Annotated in this window: 19 protein-coding genes; 9 read left to right on the plus strand and 10 right to left on the minus strand. The window is 63.0% G+C overall.

What is annotated here, in order from left to right; translation table 11 throughout:
• Window positions 1-67 precede the first annotated feature (67 nt).
• Window positions 68-493 carry an OsmC family protein gene (locus tag ACNFBR_RS17770; protein ID WP_416736125.1) on the minus strand — a complete coding sequence of 142 codons (426 nt, stop codon included), beginning with the start codon at window positions 491-493 and terminating at the stop codon, window positions 68-70.
• A 152-nt stretch (window positions 494-645) separates the two neighbouring features.
• Here ACNFBR_RS17770 and ACNFBR_RS17775 point away from each other — a divergent pair, with 152 nt between their 5' ends.
• Complete coding sequence (locus ACNFBR_RS17775; RefSeq protein WP_416736126.1) at window positions 646-1,650, plus strand: LLM class flavin-dependent oxidoreductase; 1,005 nt, start codon at window positions 646-648, stop codon at window positions 1,648-1,650.
• Window positions 1,651-1,749: 99 nt separating this feature from the next.
• Here ACNFBR_RS17775 and ACNFBR_RS17780 read toward each other — a convergent pair whose 3' ends face one another.
• Together ACNFBR_RS17780 and ACNFBR_RS17785 are read right to left on the minus strand one after the other, a co-directional pair.
• Window positions 1,750-1,971, minus strand: a complete 222-nt coding sequence (locus ACNFBR_RS17780) for a DUF1161 domain-containing protein (RefSeq protein ID WP_180689049.1) — start codon at window positions 1,969-1,971, stop codon at window positions 1,750-1,752.
• Window positions 1,972-2,072: 101 nt separating this feature from the next.
• Window positions 2,073-2,288, minus strand: a complete 216-nt coding sequence (locus ACNFBR_RS17785) for a dodecin (protein WP_003253076.1) — start codon at window positions 2,286-2,288, stop codon at window positions 2,073-2,075.
• Between the two features lie 150 nt (window positions 2,289-2,438).
• Here ACNFBR_RS17785 and ACNFBR_RS17790 point away from each other — a divergent pair, with 150 nt between their 5' ends.
• Window positions 2,439-2,762: a DUF883 family protein gene (locus tag ACNFBR_RS17790; RefSeq protein ID WP_012269892.1), complete on the plus strand. Its 324-nt coding sequence runs from the start codon at window positions 2,439-2,441 to the stop codon at window positions 2,760-2,762.
• Here ACNFBR_RS17790 and ACNFBR_RS17795 read toward each other — a convergent pair.
• Window positions 2,759-3,655: a LysR family transcriptional regulator gene (locus ACNFBR_RS17795; RefSeq protein ID WP_416736127.1), complete on the minus strand. Its 897-nt coding sequence runs from the start codon at window positions 3,653-3,655 to the stop codon at window positions 2,759-2,761. The genes ACNFBR_RS17790 and ACNFBR_RS17795 overlap by 4 nt on opposite strands.
• Window positions 3,656-3,765: 110 nt before the next feature.
• Between ACNFBR_RS17795 and trpB the strand changes: the two genes are divergently transcribed.
• A complete protein-coding gene (trpB, locus tag ACNFBR_RS17800) occupies window positions 3,766-4,983 on the plus strand; it encodes a tryptophan synthase subunit beta (protein ID WP_015268451.1) in 1,218 nt (405 codons plus the stop codon).
• Window positions 4,980-5,789, plus strand: coding sequence for a tryptophan synthase subunit alpha (gene trpA, locus ACNFBR_RS17805; RefSeq protein ID WP_416736128.1), 810 nt, complete (start codon window positions 4,980-4,982; stop codon window positions 5,787-5,789). The genes trpB and trpA overlap by 4 nt, the downstream gene beginning before the upstream one ends.
• A 112-nt stretch (window positions 5,790-5,901) precedes the next feature.
• Here the strand turns inward: trpA and ACNFBR_RS17810 are convergent, their stop codons facing one another.
• Window positions 5,902-6,234, minus strand: coding sequence for a DOPA 4,5-dioxygenase family protein (locus tag ACNFBR_RS17810; protein ID WP_416736129.1), 333 nt, complete (start codon window positions 6,232-6,234; stop codon window positions 5,902-5,904).
• Between the two features lie 23 nt (window positions 6,235-6,257).
• Entirely contained in the window at window positions 6,258-7,157 is a 900-nt protein-coding gene (locus ACNFBR_RS17815) for a choline sulfate utilization transcriptional regulator (RefSeq protein ID WP_416736130.1), read from the minus strand.
• A gap of 108 nt (window positions 7,158-7,265) precedes the next feature.
• On the opposite strand from ACNFBR_RS17815, the gene betC reads away from it, so the two are divergent.
• From betC to ACNFBR_RS17830, 3 genes are all read left to right on the plus strand, one after another.
• A complete protein-coding gene (betC, locus tag ACNFBR_RS17820) occupies window positions 7,266-8,783 on the plus strand; it encodes a choline-sulfatase (RefSeq protein ID WP_416736131.1) in 1,518 nt (505 codons plus the stop codon).
• Between the two features lie 14 nt (window positions 8,784-8,797).
• Window positions 8,798-9,721, plus strand: a complete 924-nt coding sequence (gene choX, locus ACNFBR_RS17825; RefSeq protein WP_416736132.1) for a choline ABC transporter substrate-binding protein — start codon at window positions 8,798-8,800, stop codon at window positions 9,719-9,721.
• 158 nt (window positions 9,722-9,879) lie between these two features.
• Window positions 9,880-11,445 carry a SulP family inorganic anion transporter gene (locus ACNFBR_RS17830; protein ID WP_416736133.1) on the plus strand — a complete coding sequence of 522 codons (1,566 nt, stop codon included), beginning with the start codon at window positions 9,880-9,882 and terminating at the stop codon, window positions 11,443-11,445.
• A gap of 120 nt (window positions 11,446-11,565) precedes the next feature.
• Here the strand turns inward: ACNFBR_RS17830 and aroE are convergent, their stop codons facing one another.
• Window positions 11,566-12,390: a shikimate dehydrogenase gene (aroE, locus tag ACNFBR_RS17835; RefSeq protein ID WP_416736134.1), complete on the minus strand. Its 825-nt coding sequence runs from the start codon at window positions 12,388-12,390 to the stop codon at window positions 11,566-11,568.
• Between the two features lie 25 nt (window positions 12,391-12,415).
• Complete coding sequence (gene hemF / locus ACNFBR_RS17840; protein ID WP_416736135.1) at window positions 12,416-13,327, minus strand: oxygen-dependent coproporphyrinogen oxidase; 912 nt, start codon at window positions 13,325-13,327, stop codon at window positions 12,416-12,418.
• A 134-nt stretch (window positions 13,328-13,461) separates the two neighbouring features.
• Here hemF and ACNFBR_RS17845 point away from each other — a divergent pair, with 134 nt between their 5' ends.
• A complete protein-coding gene (locus tag ACNFBR_RS17845) occupies window positions 13,462-14,439 on the plus strand; it encodes an NADPH:quinone reductase (RefSeq protein WP_416736136.1) in 978 nt (325 codons plus the stop codon).
• 319 nt (window positions 14,440-14,758) lie between these two features.
• Here the strand turns inward: ACNFBR_RS17845 and ACNFBR_RS17850 are convergent, their stop codons facing one another.
• Window positions 14,759-15,316: an L-threonylcarbamoyladenylate synthase gene (locus tag ACNFBR_RS17850; protein ID WP_060493243.1), complete on the minus strand. Its 558-nt coding sequence runs from the start codon at window positions 15,314-15,316 to the stop codon at window positions 14,759-14,761.
• A gap of 43 nt (window positions 15,317-15,359) precedes the next feature.
• The gene (gene dprA, locus ACNFBR_RS17855) at window positions 15,360-16,457 is read right to left on the minus strand and encodes a DNA-processing protein DprA (RefSeq protein ID WP_416736137.1); all 1,098 of its coding nucleotides are present in this window, start codon (window positions 16,455-16,457) and stop codon (window positions 15,360-15,362) included.
• Window positions 16,458-16,663: 206 nt separating this feature from the next.
• Between dprA and def the strand changes: the two genes are divergently transcribed.
• Window positions 16,664-17,170, plus strand: a complete 507-nt coding sequence (def, locus tag ACNFBR_RS17860) for a peptide deformylase (RefSeq protein WP_051097836.1) — start codon at window positions 16,664-16,666, stop codon at window positions 17,168-17,170.
• Window positions 17,171-17,207: the final 37 nt, after the last annotated feature.

Below are 17,207 nucleotides of genomic sequence, written 5' to 3' on the forward strand. Positions count from 1 at the left end.
CTCCTGAAAAGGAAGTGGTGCTGCCGACGCTGTTTAGACTACAGCAAACCGCCGCCGTTGCGCCGCTTCAGCCCACCAGCGCTGCATCCAGGCTGATCTTCGCATTCAACACTTTGGACACCGGGCAACCTTCCTTCGCCTTGTTGGCAATCTCCAGGAACTGCGCCTCGTTGGCCCCGGGCACCTTGGCCCTGAGCACCAGGTGCACGGCGGTAATGGCGAAGCCATCAGCTTGCTTGTCGAGGGTCACCTCGGCAGCGGTGTCGATCCGGTCTGCGGTAAGCCCCGCCTCACCCAGCATCATCGACAGCGCCATCGAGAAACAGCCTGCATGCGCCGCACCAATCAGTTCCTCCGGGTTGGTACCGGGTGAGCCCTCGAAACGGGTGTTGAAGCCGTAAGGGTTCTGCTTGAGTGCACCGCTTTCGGTAGAAAGCAGGCCGTTGCCATCCTTCAGACCACCTTGCCAGATAGCCGATGCCGTCTTTTTCATGATGCCTCCTGGTCACTGGGTTACTTACCTACCGTTCAGAGGCTCACCGCCCGCAGCAAGTTCAGCGCAATATGACGGCAGGCATTGAATCCAACGAATGCGCCCATACAGAGTCAAAAAGGCCTCTGGCCAATCAATCTTGCGGAGGCTCCATGACGCAGCTGCGTGACCTGAAGATTTCCACCCTTGACCTGGTGCCCGTGCGCGCCGACGCAGGCCCGGCGCAGTCGCTGCGCAACTCGCTGGACCTGGCGCAGCACGTCGAACGCTTTGGCTATAACCGTTTTTGGGTGGCCGAGCACCACAACATGGATGGCATCGCCAGTTCGGCGACCTCGGTGCTGATCGGCTACCTGGCCGGTGGCACCTCGAGCATTCGCGTGGGCTCTGGCGGGGTGATGCTGCCCAACCATGCACCGCTGGTAATTGCCGAACAGTTCGGCACCCTGGCCAGCCTGTACCCAGGGCGTATCGACCTGGGTCTGGGCCGTGCGCCGGGTTCGGACCAGATGACGGCCTATGCCCTGCGTCGTGACCGCGCTGGCGGCCCGGATGATTTCCCGGACGATGTCGAGGAACTGTCGCGCTACCTCGGCCCGCGTACCGATGATCAGAAAGTGATCGCCGTACCGGGGCACGACACCGACGTGCCGATGTGGTTGCTCGGCTCCAGCCTGTTCAGCGCCCAGCTGGCCGGTATGCGCGGCATGCCCTACGCCTTCGCCTCGCATTTTGCTCCGCGCTACATGCACGAGGCCATTCGCGTGTACCGCAATCATTTCAAGCCATCGACCACGCTGGACAAGCCCTATGTGATGCTGGGTATTCCGATGGTGGTGGCAGACACCGACGAGCGGGCCGAGTACCTGGCCACTTCGGTGTACCAGCGCATCCTCGCGCTGATTCGCGGGCAGAGCCTGATGCAGAAGCCGCCGGTGGAGAGCATGGACGGGTTGTGGTTGCCCCATGAGCGCGATGCGGTGGGCAGCTTCCTGGGCCTGGCGATGATCGGCAGCCCGCAGAAGGTGCGGGCCAAGGTGGAAGTGCTGCTGGAGCAGACCGGGGCGGATGAGCTGATCTTTACCTGTGACCTGTATGAGCATACGGACCGGGTGCGGTCCTATGAGCTGCTGGCGCAGGCCTTGAAGACCGCGTGAATGTCTTCGCGGGCTCGCCCGCTCCCACAGGTACTGCACAGCGGCTGAACCCTGTGGAGTACCTGTGGGAGCGGGCAAGCCCGCGAAGAACCCAACACATTAACCGCGGCGGTACACAATCTCTTTGGTACCGGCCTCGCAGCTACCAATCACCTTGCCCGCCGGGTCGCCTTTGTTGACGATCTCCAGCTTGTAGCCGGTGACGCCCTTGGCATCCAGCTTGGCCGCAATTTCCGCCTTCAGCTCCTCGCACGGCTTGCCCGCTGCCAGCGCACCGCCAGCCAGGGTCATCAGGCCCAGGGCCAGAATCAGTTTGTTCATCACTCGCTTTCCTTGTGCAGATGAAATCAGAAAGGGCGCCCGCCAAGGCGCCCCTCTCCTAAATACCCCATCACGCCGGGATCATCCAGCCCGGCGCTGTTTCAGCTGTTGGCGATCCGGAAGCCCACCTTCAGCGTGACCTGAAAGTGCGCCGCCTTGTTGTCGCGGATATGGCCACGGGTATCGACCACTTCGAACCACTCCAGATGCTTGATGCTCTTGCCGGCTTCGGCCAGGGCATTGTTGATCGCCTCTTCGATACTGGTGGGCGAAGACCCTACCAGTTCGATCTTCTTGTAGGTGTGATGATCGGTCATGAGCGCTCTCCATGGGTGACAGTGAGATTGAGCCTAGCAGCGCAGGCCTGGTTTACCTGCGAGCCGTCGCCACCGGCTAAAGTTCGATCGCACTTTCACGCAGGCCAAGGGTCGCACTTGTTACAGTCCATTCTGCGAAGGAGAGTCAACATGCACCGCAACTCGCTGCGTAAAACGTCCCTGGAAAGCATGGAAGCGGAGATCGAAAGCCTTCTGAAAAGCCTGGAGAACCTCAAGCATGATGCGTCGGAAGAGTCCCAGAAGTCGGTGAAGGCAATCCGCAGCAACGCCGAAAGCGCGCTGAAACATTCGCGTAGCCTGCTCAGCGATGCTTATGAAGAAGTAAAGACGCGCACCCGCCAGACCGGCATCGCGACCCGTGATTACGCCCAGGAGCACCCGATTACAACGGCGGGCGTAGCCATTGGTGCCCTCGGTTTGCTGGCGGCCTATCTGTTGTCCCGTCGCAACTAACCTGCCTGGCGCTCCAACTCGCGGCGCAGCCACTGCGCCAACTGCTCGGCGCGCCCGTCCGCGGCGCGCCGAGGCACCCATAACGCCAGCGCTGCCCGAGTCGGGGAAAAGCCCCACGGCGCGCTGAGCCTTCCAGCCCGCAAGTCATCCGCCACCAACGGCTGCGGCGCAATGGCTACGCCAAGGCCAGCAACTGCAGCCTCCAGCAAGTAATACAAATGCTCGAACGCCTGGCCGTAGTGCAACCCGGCCGGGTCCAAGCCCTGCTGCCGAACCCAGGTTGGCCAGGCTTGCGGCCGTGAGGTGGTATGCAAAAGCGCTTCTTCCAGCAAGGCGCTGGCGGGCACGCCACGCAAGCGTTCGAAGCCGGCAAAGTGGGGGCTGAGCACCGGCCCGATACGCTCTTCGGCCAGCACGTGCACCTGCATGTCCGCAGGCCATGGCGGCTCAGCGTACACCAGCAATGCATCGAGCCCTGGGCGACGCGGGTCGAGGTCACCTTCACCTGCCGACAGATGCAGGCGCAACTCGGGTAGCTCCGCCTTCAGGCGCCCAAGCCTGGGGATGAACCAGCGCGCCAACAGGCTGCCCGAGCAACCCAGCACGAACGGCGCCTCGCTGACATCGCGGCTGAGCTCGGCACACACGCTGCGCAGCCGGTCGAAGGCCTCGCCACTGGCATCGCGCAGACGCACGCCGGCATCTGTGAGTTTGATGCCGCGCCCATCCTTGACGAACAGGGCGACCCCAAGGTGCTCCTCCAGTACCTTGATCTGCCGGCTGACAGCGCCATGGGTGACATGCAGCGCTTCAGCCGCCTGGCTAACGCTGTTGAACCTGGCGGTAGCCTCGAAGGCGCGCAGGGCATTCAGGGGAGGGAGGTCGTGGGCCATGTTACCTGTGAGTTTTTCTGACAAGTTTGCGCAATCTTATCGGTTTTCAGCCGGGCTTGCCGTGGTTAGAGTAAAGCCCATCACTCATTCATTACGCCCTGGAGCGCCCCATGACCCAGTCCCAATACCGCCCCGGCCCCGACGCCAACGGCCTGTTCGGCTCGTTCGGCGGCCGCTATGTGGCCGAAACCCTGATGCCACTGGTGCTGGACCTGGCCCGCGAATACGAAGCGGCCAAGGCAGACCCCAAGTTCCTCGAAGAACTCGCCTACTTCCAGCGCGACTACATCGGCCGCCCCAACCCACTGTATTTTGCCGAACGCCTGACCGAGCATTGCGGCGGTGCGAAGATCTTCTTCAAGCGTGAAGAGCTCAACCACACCGGCGCGCACAAGGTGAACAACTGCATCGGCCAGGTGTTGCTGGCCAAGCGCATGGGCAAGAAGCGCCTGATCGCCGAAACCGGCGCTGGCATGCACGGCGTGGCCACCGCCACCGTCGCTGCCCGCTTCGGCCTGCCTTGCGTGATCTACATGGGCGCTACCGACATCGAGCGCCAACAGGCCAACGTGTTCCGCATGAAGCTGCTGGGCGCCGAAATCGTGCCGGTTACCGCCGGCACCGGCACCCTGAAAGACGCCATGAACGAAGCCCTGCGTGACTGGGTGACCAACGTCGAAGACACCTTCTACCTGATCGGCACCGTGGCTGGCCCACACCCGTACCCGGCGATGGTCCGTGACTTCCAGTCGATCATCGGCAAAGAAACCCGCGCCCAGTTGCAAGAGAAGGAAGGCCGCCTGCCAGACAGCTTGGTTGCCTGCGTCGGCGGAGGCTCCAACGCCATGGGCCTGTTCCATGAGTTCCTCGAAGAGCCAAGCGTGCAGATCATCGGCGTCGAAGCCGGCGGCCACGGCGTACACACCGACAAGCACGCCGCCAGCCTGAACGGCGGCGTACCGGGCGTGCTGCACGGCAACCGCACCTACCTGCTGCAGGACGAAGACGGCCAGATCACCGACGCCCATTCGATTTCCGCCGGCCTGGACTACCCAGGCATCGGCCCGGAACACGCCTACCTGCATGAAGTGAAGCGCGTCGAGTACGTCAGCATCACCGACGACGAAGCGCTGGATGCGTTCCACGCCACTTGCCGTCTGGAAGGCATCATCCCGGCCCTGGAGAGCTCCCACGCCTTGGCCGAGGCGATCAAGCGCGCACCGAAGCTGCCCAAGGACCACTTGATGGTCGTGTGCCTGTCGGGCCGCGGTGACAAAGACATGCAAACCGTCATGAACCACATGGCCGCCCAGGAGAAACAGGCATGAGCCGTCTTGAACAACGCTTCGCCGAACTGAAGGCCGAAGGCCGTTCGGCACTGGTCACCTTCGTCACCGCTGGCGACCCGGGCTACGACGCCTCGCTGCAGATCCTCAAGGGCCTGCCGGCCGCTGGCGCCGACGTGATCGAACTGGGCATGCCGTTCACCGACCCGATGGCCGATGGCGTGGCCATCCAGTTGGCCACCCTGCGCGCACTGGAGGCGGGCCAGACCTTGGCCAAGACCCTGCAGATGGTTCGCGAATTCCGTGTGGATAACCAGACTACGCCGATCGTGCTGATGGGTTACTACAACCCGATCCATCGCTTTGGCGTGGAAAAGTTCGTTATTGAAGCCAAGCAAGCCGGCGTCGATGGCCTGATCATCGTCGATCTGCCGCCAGAGCATGACGCCGAACTGGCGACCCCGGCCCAGGCCGCAGGCATCGACTTCATCCGCCTGACCACCCCGACCACCGACGACGCGCGCCTGCCGCGCGTCCTGGAGCGCAGCTCCGGCTTCGTCTACTACGTGTCGGTGGCTGGTGTGACCGGTGCCGGCTCGGCGACCACCGAGCACGTGACCGAAGCCATTGCCCGCCTGCGTCGGCATACCGATTTGCCGATCAGTGTCGGTTTCGGCATTCGCACGCCGGAACAGGCTGCGAACATTGCCCGCCTGGCGGACGGTGTAGTGGTGGGCTCGGCACTGGTCGACAAAATCGCCCAGGCCAGCAGTGCCGATCAGGCGGTGAGCGATGTATTGAGCCTGTGCTCGGCACTGGCTGAAGGGGTGCGCTCGGCTCGCCATTGATTGCGAGGGCTTCGCCCTCGTTCGCGGCACAAGGCCGCTCCTACAAGGTATTGCGATCTCCTTGTAGGAGCGGCCTTGTGCCGCGAACGAGGGCGGCACTGGCAGTACAAATCTACCCAGCAAAAATCGACAGGTCCAAGGGCCGCACAGCCCCCATCCAGATCGCATGGTCCCGGTGGTCCGCCAATTCATCCCCAGTCAGCGGGTGCATGAACACCACCAACCCTTTGCGGTACAGCGCCAACCACGGCAACACCACCCCGACAAATTCCGGCTCGAACACCAACTGGCAGCTCCAGTCCGGGTGCGGTCCCACAGGCTTTTGATGCATGCGCCCCATGGTCACGGGAAACAGCCGCGCCGCTTCCTCGCACAACTCACGTGCCTGCTCCATCGTTGTCGCATCGTAATAGACGTGTGCGTGATAACCCTTGATTCTTTGCACGATAACTCCCGATTACACCGCCATCAGCCGCTTCGCTCCTGCTCCAGCCAGCTGACGAACCGCTCGATCAACGCCCCGCGCCGCTTGCGCGGTGGCAAAACCAGATAATAGCCCCGACTCGAGGTCAGGCTCCCCTCTAATGGCCGACATAGCAAGCCTTGCTCCACCAGGCCATCCACCAGGTGCCGCCACCCGATAGCGACACCCTGGCCAGCAATCGCCGCCTGAATCAGCAAGGTGTAGTTATCGAAGCGCAACTGCCCCGCAGGTGGTGGGCTGGCCACGCCAAAACCACGAAACACCCCCGCCCAGTCAAACCAACGGCTGGCCTGCTCGCCCTTCAAATGGAGCAGGGGCAATCGTTGCAAAGCCACGGCTGACAAGGGTTTGCCATGGGTCAGCCGGGGGCTGCACACCGGGAAAACTTCCTCATCGAACAGCCAGCGGCTTTCGCCTTGGTGAAAGCGCCCATCACCGAACAGCACTGCCACATCGATATCCGGACGCAACATGCCTTGGCTGCGCTCACCCGTTACCAGGCTCACATCCACCTGTGGATAAGCTTCGTGAAAACGCTGCAACCGGGGCATCAGCCAGAACGCGGCAAACGCAAAATCGGTAGCCACCTGCAGCACCTCGCGCTGGCCGCGTCCGCTGGCTTGGGCAATGCCGTCATCCATCGCCTGCAGGCCCTGGTGCACCTGTTCGAACAACACCTGGCCGGCCTCAGTCAGCTCGATACCTCGATAGATACGGTCGAAAAGGCGCGTGCCCAGCTGTGCCTCCAGGCGTTTCACCTGCTGGCTCACGGCCGGCTGCGTGGTACCCAACTCCAGCGCCGCAGCGGTGAAGCCCCGCAAGCGAGCTGCGGCCTCGAACACGCGCAAGGTATCCAGCGACAGCTCGGCAAGGTGCTCAAACATAAGCGTGGCTAATCCCAGTCATTGCCCGCCATGGGCTTTACCCATGTTATCCACAGTCGCATCTTGGTAGGCAATCAGTTCGCATAACCCTCAACGATGGAAGCCACCATGACGCGCCCGAATATCCTGTTCATCATGGCCGACCAGATGGCCGCGCCCTTGCTGCCAATCTACGGCCCCTCGCCCATCCAGATGCCGCACCTCGGCCGCCTGGCCGAGCAAGCAGTGGTATTCGACTCTGCCTACTGCAACAGCCCGCTGTGCGCGCCATCGCGCTTCACCCTGGTCAGCGGCCAGTTACCCAGCCGCATCGGCGCCTATGACAACGCCGCCGATTTCCCCGCCGATGTGCCGACCTACGCCCATTACCTGCGCCGGCTGGGCTACCGCACCGCACTGTCGGGCAAGATGCACTTCTGCGGCCCGGACCAGTTGCACGGCTACGAAGAACGCCTGACCAGCGACATCTACCCAGCCGATTACGGCTGGGCGGTGAACTGGGACGAACCGGATGTACGCCCCAGCTGGTACCACAACATGTCCTCGGTGCTGCAGGCCGGCCCGTGCGTGCGCACCAATCAGCTGGATTTCGACGAGGAAGTGGTGTTCAAGGCGCGCCAGTACCTGTACGACCATGTGCGCGAAAACGATGGCCGGCCGTTCTGCCTGACCGTTTCGATGACCCACCCACACGACCCATACACCATCCCCAAACGCTACTGGGACCGTTACGCGGATGTGGATATCCCCATGCCCCGCGCCGAACTCAGCCAGGCACAGCTCGACCCGCACTCGCAGCGGCTGCTGAAGGTCTACGACCTGTGGAACAAACCGCTGCCTGTGGACAAGATCCGCGATGCCCGCCGCGCCTACTTCGGCGCCTGCAGCTACATCGACGACAACATTGGCCAACTGCTGCAAACCCTGGAGGAATGCAACCTGGCCGACGACACCCTGATCGTGTTTTCCGGCGACCACGGCGACATGCTTGGCGAGCGGGGCCTCTGGTACAAGATGCACTGGTTCGAGATGTCGGCGCGGGTACCGCTGCTCATCCATGCACCCAAGCGCTTTGCGGCGGGCCGGGTCAGCGCCTCGGTATCGACCTGCGACCTGCTGCCAACCCTGGTCGAGCTGGCCGGCGGGGCTGTGGATAAAAACCTGCACCTGGATGGCCGCTCGCTGCTCGGTCACCTGCAAGGGCAGGGTGGCCACGATGAAGTGATCGGCGAATACATGGCCGAAGGCACTGTCGGCCCGCTGATGATGATACGCCGCGGGCCGTACAAATTCGTGTACAGCGAAGAAGACCCCTGCCTACTCTATGACCTGAGCCGCGACCCGCACGAGCGGGAGAACCTCACCGGCAGCCCGGACCACCAGGCGCTGCTGCAGGCATTTGTCGATGAAGCACGACAGCGTTGGGATATCCCCAGCCTGCGCCAGCAGGTATTGGCCAGCCAGCGGCGCCGCCGCCTGGTGGCCGAGGCGCTGGCCATCGGCACACTGAAAAGCTGGGACCATCAACCGCTGGTGGACGCCAGCCAACAGTACATGCGCAACCACATCGATCTCGACGACCTCGAGCGCAAGGCACGTTATCCACAGCCCGCACCCCTGGATTGAGAAGAGAGGCCGCCATGCACAAGTTCTCCGTCGCCGTGTTCGCCCTGGCCCTGGGCGCCACCACGGCTCAAGCCGCCGACAGCGACGCGCAATGCAGTACCGTGAAAATGGCCGACCCCGGCTGGAGCGATATCGCCTCGACCAATGCCGTGGCCCGTCTGTTGCTGGAAAGCCTGGGCTACCAGGTGAAAATCGACAGCCTGGCGGTGCCGATCATCTACGGCGGCTTGAAGGATGGTCGTGTCGATGCCTTCCTCGGCAACTGGATGCCGGCGCAACAAGGCTTTCATGACAAGTTCATCGCCAACGGCGATGTGCAGCAGCTGTCGCGCAACCTGGAGGGAACCGAGTTCACCCTGGCGGTGCCCGACTATGTGTGGAATGCCGGGGTAAAGGACTTTGCCGACCTGCAGAAGCACGCCGACAAGTTCGACAAGAAACTGTACGGGATCGGCTCCGGCGCACCGGCCAACCTGTCGCTGAAGGCAATCATCGACAACAACGAATTCAACCTTGGCCAGTGGAAGCTGGTGGAGTCCAGCGAGCAGGCGATGTTGGCCCAGGTCGACCGGGCGGTGAAGAAGCAGCAGTTCATCACCTTCCTTGGCTGGACCCCGCACCCGATGAACGTGAAGCTGAACATGCATTACCTTAGCGGCGGGGAGAAGTGGTTCGGCAGCAAGGGCGAGGTGTACACGTTGACCCGCAAGGGTTATCCACAAGCCTGCCCGAATGCGGCGAAGCTGCTGGGTAACCTCACGTTCACACTGAACATGGAAAACAGCATCATGGCCGAGGTTGTGGACAAGAAGATCAGCTTCGATGAAGCAGCCAAGGGCTGGGTGAAGGCGCATCCCGAGTTGCTGGAAGGGTGGTTGGCAGGGGTTACCACCAAAGCAGACGGCAATGCCCTGGAGGCCGTCAGAGCCAAACTGTAATCTCGCAAGCAACACTCCTCCCCTGTGGGAGCGGGCAAGCCCGCGAAGAAGCCACCGCGGTGAATGGCACCGGCTATGCCGGTGTTCGCGGCGGTTCGACGCCTCGACATGCCCGCTCCCACAGGGTTTGGCGAAACCTTAAGGAATGTGGAAAACCCATGCATCGCCTTACTCACCTGCTGCCCTTCCTCACTTGGCTGCCCCGCCAATCGGGCCGCAGCCTGCGCCAGGACCTGCTGGTCGGCCTGAGCGGTGCCATCCTTGCCCTGCCGCAGTCCATCGCCTACGCCCTGATCGCCGGGCTGCCCGCCGAATACGGGCTGTACGCCGCCATCGTGCCCGTGCTGATCGCCTGCCTGTGGGGCTCGTCCTGGCACTTGATCTGCGGCCCGACCGCAGCCATTTCCATCGTGCTCTACGCCAGCATCAGCCCGCTGGCCGTGGCCGGCAGCGCCGATTACATCACCCTGGTGCTGCTGCTGACCTTCCTCGGCGGCATCTTCCAACTGCTGCTCGGGCTTTTGCGCTTTGGTGCGCTGGTCAACTTCGTCTCCCATTCCGTGGTGCTCGGCTTCACCCTGGGTGCTGCCATCGTCATTGCCCTGGGCCAATTGCCCAACCTGCTGGGCATGGACCTGCCCAGCCAGGCCACGGCGCTGAAGACCGTGCAGGACCTGGCCGGCCATGCAGGCGAGGTCGATCTGCCTTCCTTGATGCTGGGCTTGGCCACCGTAGTGATCGGCGTGGCTTTCAAGCTCTGGCGCCCACGCTGGCCAAGCCTGTTGATAAGCCTGATGCTGGTCAGCCTGCTGGCCTGGCTGCTGCCGGGCCTGTTTGGCCATGTGCCGCGCGTGGCGGCGTTCACCGGGCAACTCCCGCCGTTCAGTCCGCTGCCATTGCTGGACCTGGAACTCATCCTGCGCCTGCTGCCCAGCGCCGTGGCGGTGGGCATGCTGGGGCTGGTCACCAGCCTGTCGATTGCCCGCTCGTTGTCGGCACGTTCAGAACAACTGATCGAACCTGATCAGGAAATACGCGCACAGGGCCTGTCCAACATCGCCGGCGCATTTTTCTCCGGCTACCTGTCCGCCGGCTCCTTCACCCGCTCGGGCCTGAGCTATGAGGCAGGTGCCCGCTCGCCCATGGCCGGGGTGTTTTCGGCGCTGTGGGTGGCGTTGTTCGCCGTTACCGGTGCCGGCCTGATCGCACACCTGCCGATACCGGCGATGGCCGGCAGCATCCTGCTGATCTGCTGGGGGTTGGTGGACCACCGGGGCATTCGCGCGCTGTTCCGGGTCAGCCGCTCGGAGTTCCTGGTCATGGCGCTGACGGCGGCCGCGACGCTGTTGCTGGAGCTGCAAACGGCAATCTATGCCGGGGTGTTGGCTTCACTGTTCTTCTACTTGAAGCGCACTTCACGGCCACGGGTACAGCAAAGCCGTGAAGGCGACGCGGATGTGCTGCGGGTGGGCGGGTCGATCTTCTTTGGTGCCGCGCATTACCTGCAAGTGCGCTTGCAGCGCTGCCAAGGGCCACATGTGGTGATCGATGCCCGGCAGGTGAATTTCATCGATTACTCGGGTGTGGACATGTTGCACCGCGAGGCGCGGCGGTTGATGCGATTGGGGGGGAGTTTGACCCTGCACCGGGCCAGGCCGCAGGTGATCGAGGAATTGCAGAAGCTGGAAGGGGTGGAATTGTGCCCGATACGTTTTGATGATTGATTGGGGCCGCGGTGCGGCCCTTCTCGGGCATTCCAGGAATCACACAAACCTTGAAACCAGCGCTGAACCTGTAGGAGCGGCCTTGTGCCGCGAATGGGCCGCAAAGCGGCCCCGGCAATATCAACCCCGGGCCAGTTGCCGACGCAGCTCCGCCAGCACCGGTCCAGTATCCGGCCGAACCCCACGCCAGATAAAGAAGGCTTCAGCCGCCTGCTCAGCCAGCATCCCCAGCCCATCCAGCACCTTGGCCGCGCCCAGCTTGCTAGCCCACTGGCAAAATGGCGTCGGCTCCTTGCCGTACATCATGTCGTAGCAAACCGTACGCCCCGGCTCGACCAAGCTATCGGCAATCGGCGGCAACTCCCCGGCCAGGCTCGCCGAGGTGGCGTTGATGATCACATCCACCGGTTCCTGCAACCAGGCAAACCCGCTGGCCACCACCGGCCCCAGTTCATCGAACTCACGCGCCAGCTGCTCGGCCTTTTCCACGGTACGGTTGGCAATCACCAGCGACTGCGGTTTGTGCGCCAAAATTGGCTCCAACACGCCACGTACAGCACCACCGGCACCGAGGATGAGAATGCGCTTGCCGGCCAGCTCGACGCCGGCATTCACGGTCAGGTCGCGCACCAGGCCAGCGCCATCGGTGTTGTCGCCCTGCAGAGTACCGTCAGCCAGCTTGCTCAGCGTGTTCACCGCGCCAGCGCGCTGGGCACGCGGGGTCAGGCTGTCGCACAGGCGGTAGGCCTCTTCCTTGAACGGCACGGTGACGTTGCCGCCGCTGCCTTGCTTGAAGAAGCCACGTGCACAGTCGCTGAACTCGTCCAGCGGCGCCAGCAAGGTGGCGTATTCCAGGTCCTGGCCGGTCTGCTCGGCGAATAGGCGATGAATCAGCGGCGACTTGCTGTGGCCGATGGGGTTACCAAAAACGACGTACTGGTCCATGACGGCTCCTTGTTTATCCACAGGGTTACTGACCGAGCCAGTCACGGTCCTGCAGGAAGTACTCGGTCAGGCGCGCTTCTTCGCTGCCAGGCGCGGCCTTCCAGTCGTAGCCCCAACGCACCTGCGGCGGTAGCGACATGAGGATGGACTCGGTGCGGCCACCGGACTGCAGGCCGAACAGGGTGCCACGGTCGTAGACCAGGTTGAACTCCACGTAGCGGCCGCGACGGTATTCCTGGAACTCGCGCTGCTGCGGGGTGTAGGGCGTGTTTTTGCGGCGCTGGACGATCGGCAGGTAGGCGTTGACGTAGGCATCGCCAATGGCGCGGATGAAGGCGAAGCAGGTGTCGAAGTCCCACTCGTTCAGGTCATCGAAGAACAGGCCGCCGATGCCACGTGGCTCGCCACGGTGCTTGAGGTGGAAGTAGCGATCGCACCAGGCTTTATAGCGTGGGTACACGTCGGCGCCGAACGGCGCGCAAGCCTGCTCGGCCACGCGGTGCCAGTGAATGCAGTCTTCCTCAACGCCGTAGTAGGGGGTGAGGTCGAAGCCGCCGCCGAACCACCACACGGCCTCTTCGCCTTCCTTTTCGGCGATGAAGAAGCGCACATTGGCATGGGACGTGGGCACATGCGGGTTGTGCGGGTGGATCACCAGCGATACGCCCAGGGCCTCGAAGCCACGGCCCGCCAGTTCAGGGCGGTGTGCACTGGCCGAAGGCGGCAGCCCGGCACCAAATACATGGGAGAAGTTGACCCCGCCTTTCTCGATCACTTTACCGTCACCGATCACCCGCGTGCGGCCCCCGCCACCGGCATCGCGCACCCAGGCGTCCTCGACGAAGCGGGCGCCGCCGTCTTCTGTTTCGAGGGCGGAGCAGATGCGGTCTTGCAGATCGAGCAGGTAGGCTTTCACGGCCTCGGTGCGGCTAGTCATCGGGTCACCAGGAACGGGCAGGGAAGAATTCGCCGCGTAGCATACCACCGCCAGCGCGCGCGCCGCAGTTGACGGCGATCAAGCAAAGGCGTCCGATAGAAGGCCTTTCCCGATCCCGACTACAGGAGTGCGAGATGGCCAAGCGTATCCAGTTCAGCCAGCATGGCGGCCCGGAAGTGCTGCAGTTTTTGGAATTCGAACCCGCGCCGCCGGGGCCGCAGCAGGTGCGTGTGCGTAACCATGCCATCGGCCTGAACTTCATCGACACGTATTTCCGCAGCGGGCTTTATGCGCCGCCGTCCCTGCCTTCGGGCCTGGGAACCGAGGCGGCCGGCGTGGTCGAGGCCGTGGGCGAAGGCGTTACCCGCCTGAAGGTGGGCGACCGCGTGGCCCATGCCGGCGGCCCGCTGGGTGCGTACAGCGAGGTGCATACGCTGCCGGAGGCCAACCTGGTCAAGCTGCCCGACAACATCAGCTTCGAGCAGGCGGCGGCGGTGATGCTCAAGGGTTTGACGGTGCAGTACCTACTGAAGCAGACCTACGCGGTGAAGGCGGGTGATGTGATCCTGTTCCACGCCGCTGCGGGTGGCGTGGGTTCGTTGGCCTGCCAGTGGGCCAAGGCGCTGGGCGCCAAGCTGATCGGTACCGTCAGTTCTGCCGAAAAGGCCGAGCGCGCCAAAGCATTGGGGGCTTGGGCCACCATCGACTACAGCCATGAAGACGTGGCCAAGCGGGTGCTGGAGCTGACCGACGGCAAGAAATGCCCGGTGGTGTATGACGGCGTGGGCGCCGATACCTGGCTGACCTCGCTGGACTGCCTGCAGCCACGTGGGTTGATGGTGAGCTTCGGCAATGCCTCGGGCGCGGTGAGCGGGGTGAACCTGGGGATACTGGCGCAGAAGGGTTCGCTTTATGTGACCCGGCCGACCTTGGCGAGCTATGCCAACAATGCCGAGAACACCCAGGCCATGGCCGATGACCTGTTTGCGATGATTGGCAGTGGCAAGCTGGTTGTGGATATCCAGCAGCGGTATCCGTTGAGTGAGGCGGCCAAGGCGCAGACGGAGCTGTCGGCGCGCAGGACTGTGGGGTCGACTGTTCTAGTGCCTTGAGCATGTCAGGGAACCGCATTGGGGCGACCAGGTGTGTGCCTTCAGATTTGCAGCACCAGTGAGATCGAGCGCCGCCCGCGCGGCGCATCGCGAGCTGCGCTCGCTCCTACGTTTGTTTCGGGCCAGTATCGCCTGTGACAGGCGCGCGCGACCGCCTTGTTTGTACGACACGATATCGCGTCATGCGCCAAGGGGTTCGCGCGCAAATGGCGCAGGAATAATTGGCCCGAAACAAACGTAGGAGCGAGCGCAGCTCGCGATGCGCCGCGCGGGCGGCGCTCGATTTCACAGGCGAAGAAAGCATCAAGGCGAGCACCTATCAACCCGGGCGCACAACCTCGCCAGTTGCCAGGTTACGAATCACACTCGGGTTCTTCCGCCCACCCAGTGCCCCACCCAGCACCATGTCCAACTGCCCATGGAAATACTGCTCCACCCGCAACCGGGTCTTGGCCGCCGGGCGCCCGCCAGGGTTGCACGAGGTAGAAATCAGCGGCCCCACCAACGCGCACAGCTCACGCACCACTGGATGGTCGCTGACCCGCAACGCCACAGTGTCATGCTGCCCGGTCACCCATTCAGGCAACAGGTCCTGGTGCGGCACCAGCCAGGTGTTAGGCCCCGGCCAGGTGCTGCCCATGCGGTCGATCCAGTCTTCGGGGAAATCTTCGAACAAGAAGTCGAACTGGCGGATGTTGTCGGCGATCAAGATCAGCCCTTTATCCACAGGCCGCGATTTCAGCGCCAGCAGGCGATACACCGCGTCTTCGTTCCACGGGTCGCAGCCCAGGCCCCAGACCGCTTCCGTCGGGTAGGCGATCACTGCGCCCGCCCGGATCTCACGTGCGGCTTGTTGCACACGAAAACTGCTCACCATTGCTGTCTCTCCGCCAATAAACCTTGCTTGTAAGCAAGTGTACTTAGCCCGCGCGGGCAAACCAACGCCCGGCTTCATTGCTGACCCGGCCTTCCAGTTCCAACTCGGTCAACTGCGCCAGTACTTCGGCCAATGGCAGTTCACTGCAGTGCGCAAGGCTTTCGCTGGTTTGAGGTGCGGCATGCAGCAGGGCAAGCAGGGGATGGTCGAATCCATCCACAACCGCAGGCGGCAGGTTCTGCCAACCCTGCAGGCTTTCCAGGATCTGTTCCACACTCTCCACCAACAGCGCCCCATCACGGATAAGCTGATGGCAACCCTTGGCCCCCGGGTGGTGAATGGAACCCGGAATGGCGTACACCTCGCGGCCTTGCTCGGCCGCCAGGCGCGCCGTAATCAGCGAGCCGCTGGCCAGGCTGGCCTCGACCACCAGCACACCCAGCGACAGGCCGCTGATGATGCGATTGCGCCGTGGGAAGTTGCCGGGCAGTGGCCCGGCATCCAATGGATACTCCGAAACCAGCGCGCTGCCGTTGTCGAGCATCGCCTGCGCAAGCTCACCATGGCGCTGTGGATAAAGTTTTTGCAACCCCGTACCGAGCACGGCAATCGTGCACCCACCAGCCTGCAACGCGGCCCGATGAGCGGCACCGTCGATACCTACCGCCAGCCCGCTGGTGATGGTGAAACCAACCTGGGTGAGATAGCGGGAAAATGCCCGGGCAGTATCGAGCGCCGGAGGTGTGGCACGTCTGCTGCCCACGATGGCCAGCTGAGGGCGGTCGAGCAAAGCAGGTTCGCCAGCAACGAAAAGCAGCGGCGGGGCATCATCGATTTCTGCCAGCAGAGCAGGGTAGCCAGGGCTGTCCCACATCAATAAATGCTGGCCGGGGCGCTCTATCCAAGCCATTGCAGCCAGTGCGCCATCGCGTACCTCGGCACTGCGCCGGGCATCGATGGTAGCTTGGGGGATGCCCAACGCTCGCCAGGCTGAACCCGGTGCACTAAGCGCAGAAGAAGCACTGCCGAAGGCGTCGAGCAAGGTGCGAAAGCGTCGCAGGCCGGTATCGGGGAGGCGATGCAGGCGTAATCGCGCCTCCAGCTCGGCGGGCGGGCAGGGCGACGAATGGTGATTGGGCATTGGGATCATCCTTGATCGAAACAGGGCCATTTACGTGGCACAACCTGTGGATAACTCTGTGAGTAACACTTTGAAAAGCTGTCCATTGATTGCGGGCTATCAAGCCCATAGACACCCTAGACGAGCTTGCCAGGTGCCGAAATCCCCGTTTCCCTTTATTATGTGTGCTCAGTTTTCAACCGAACGCACAGTGACTGCCTGACCTTATGGCCATCTTGAACATTCTCGAATTCCCGGACCCGCGCCTGCGCACCATCGCCAAACCGGTGACGGAGTTCGACGACGCCCTGCGTCAGCTGATCGACGACATGTTTGAAACCATGTACGAAGCCCCTGGCATCGGCCTGGCCGCCACCCAGGTAAACGTGCACAAACAGGTTGTGGTCATGGACCTCAGCGAAGACCGCAGCGAGCCTCGCGTCTTCATCAACCCCACGGTCGAAGAACTGACCCACGACATGGGCCAGTATCAGGAAGGTTGCCTGTCGGTTCCGGGCTTCTACGAGAACGTCGACCGCCCACTGCGTGTCCGGGTCAAGGCCCAGGACCGCGACGGCAAGCCCTACGAGCTGGAATGCGAAGGCCTGCTGGCGGTGTGTGTGCAGCACGAATTCGATCACCTCAACGGCAAGTTGTTCGTCGACTACCTGTCGCAGCTCAAGCGCGACCGGATCAAGAAGAAGCTGGAAAAGCAGCACCGCCAGCAAGCCTGATCCCCACTTCCCTGAAGGCTTGCTCCGGCAAGCCTTT

Source organism: Pseudomonas sp. NY11955, from assembly GCF_048068035.1.
GTDB lineage: Bacteria > Pseudomonadota > Gammaproteobacteria > Pseudomonadales > Pseudomonadaceae > Aquipseudomonas.

What these genes read in the sequence shown, in the direction of transcription:
- ACNFBR_RS17770 (WP_416736125.1), bottom strand. Translation starts at nt 493, where the DNA reads ATGAAAAAGACGGCATCGGCTATCTGGCAAGGTGGTCTGAAGGATGGC.
- ACNFBR_RS17775 (WP_416736126.1), top strand. Translation starts at nt 646, where the DNA reads ATGACGCAGCTGCGTGACCTGAAGATTTCCACCCTTGACCTGGTGCCC.
- ACNFBR_RS17780 (WP_180689049.1), bottom strand. Translation starts at nt 1,971, where the DNA reads ATGAACAAACTGATTCTGGCCCTGGGCCTGATGACCCTGGCTGGCGGT.
- ACNFBR_RS17785 (WP_003253076.1), bottom strand. Translation starts at nt 2,288, where the DNA reads ATGACCGATCATCACACCTACAAGAAGATCGAACTGGTAGGGTCTTCG.
- ACNFBR_RS17790 (WP_012269892.1), top strand. Translation starts at nt 2,439, where the DNA reads ATGCACCGCAACTCGCTGCGTAAAACGTCCCTGGAAAGCATGGAAGCG.
- ACNFBR_RS17795 (WP_416736127.1), bottom strand. Translation starts at nt 3,655, where the DNA reads ATGGCCCACGACCTCCCTCCCCTGAATGCCCTGCGCGCCTTCGAGGCT.
- trpB (WP_015268451.1), top strand. Translation starts at nt 3,766, where the DNA reads ATGACCCAGTCCCAATACCGCCCCGGCCCCGACGCCAACGGCCTGTTC.
- trpA (WP_416736128.1), top strand. Translation starts at nt 4,980, where the DNA reads ATGAGCCGTCTTGAACAACGCTTCGCCGAACTGAAGGCCGAAGGCCGT.
- ACNFBR_RS17815 (WP_416736130.1), bottom strand. Translation starts at nt 7,157, where the DNA reads ATGTTTGAGCACCTTGCCGAGCTGTCGCTGGATACCTTGCGCGTGTTC.
- betC (WP_416736131.1), top strand. Translation starts at nt 7,266, where the DNA reads ATGACGCGCCCGAATATCCTGTTCATCATGGCCGACCAGATGGCCGCG.
- choX (WP_416736132.1), top strand. Translation starts at nt 8,798, where the DNA reads ATGCACAAGTTCTCCGTCGCCGTGTTCGCCCTGGCCCTGGGCGCCACC.
- ACNFBR_RS17830 (WP_416736133.1), top strand. Translation starts at nt 9,880, where the DNA reads ATGCATCGCCTTACTCACCTGCTGCCCTTCCTCACTTGGCTGCCCCGC.
- aroE (WP_416736134.1), bottom strand. Translation starts at nt 12,390, where the DNA reads ATGGACCAGTACGTCGTTTTTGGTAACCCCATCGGCCACAGCAAGTCG.
- hemF (WP_416736135.1), bottom strand. Translation starts at nt 13,327, where the DNA reads ATGACTAGCCGCACCGAGGCCGTGAAAGCCTACCTGCTCGATCTGCAA.
- ACNFBR_RS17845 (WP_416736136.1), top strand. Translation starts at nt 13,462, where the DNA reads ATGGCCAAGCGTATCCAGTTCAGCCAGCATGGCGGCCCGGAAGTGCTG.
- ACNFBR_RS17850 (WP_060493243.1), bottom strand. Translation starts at nt 15,316, where the DNA reads ATGGTGAGCAGTTTTCGTGTGCAACAAGCCGCACGTGAGATCCGGGCG.
- dprA (WP_416736137.1), bottom strand. Translation starts at nt 16,457, where the DNA reads ATGCCCAATCACCATTCGTCGCCCTGCCCGCCCGCCGAGCTGGAGGCG.
- def (WP_051097836.1), top strand. Translation starts at nt 16,664, where the DNA reads ATGGCCATCTTGAACATTCTCGAATTCCCGGACCCGCGCCTGCGCACC.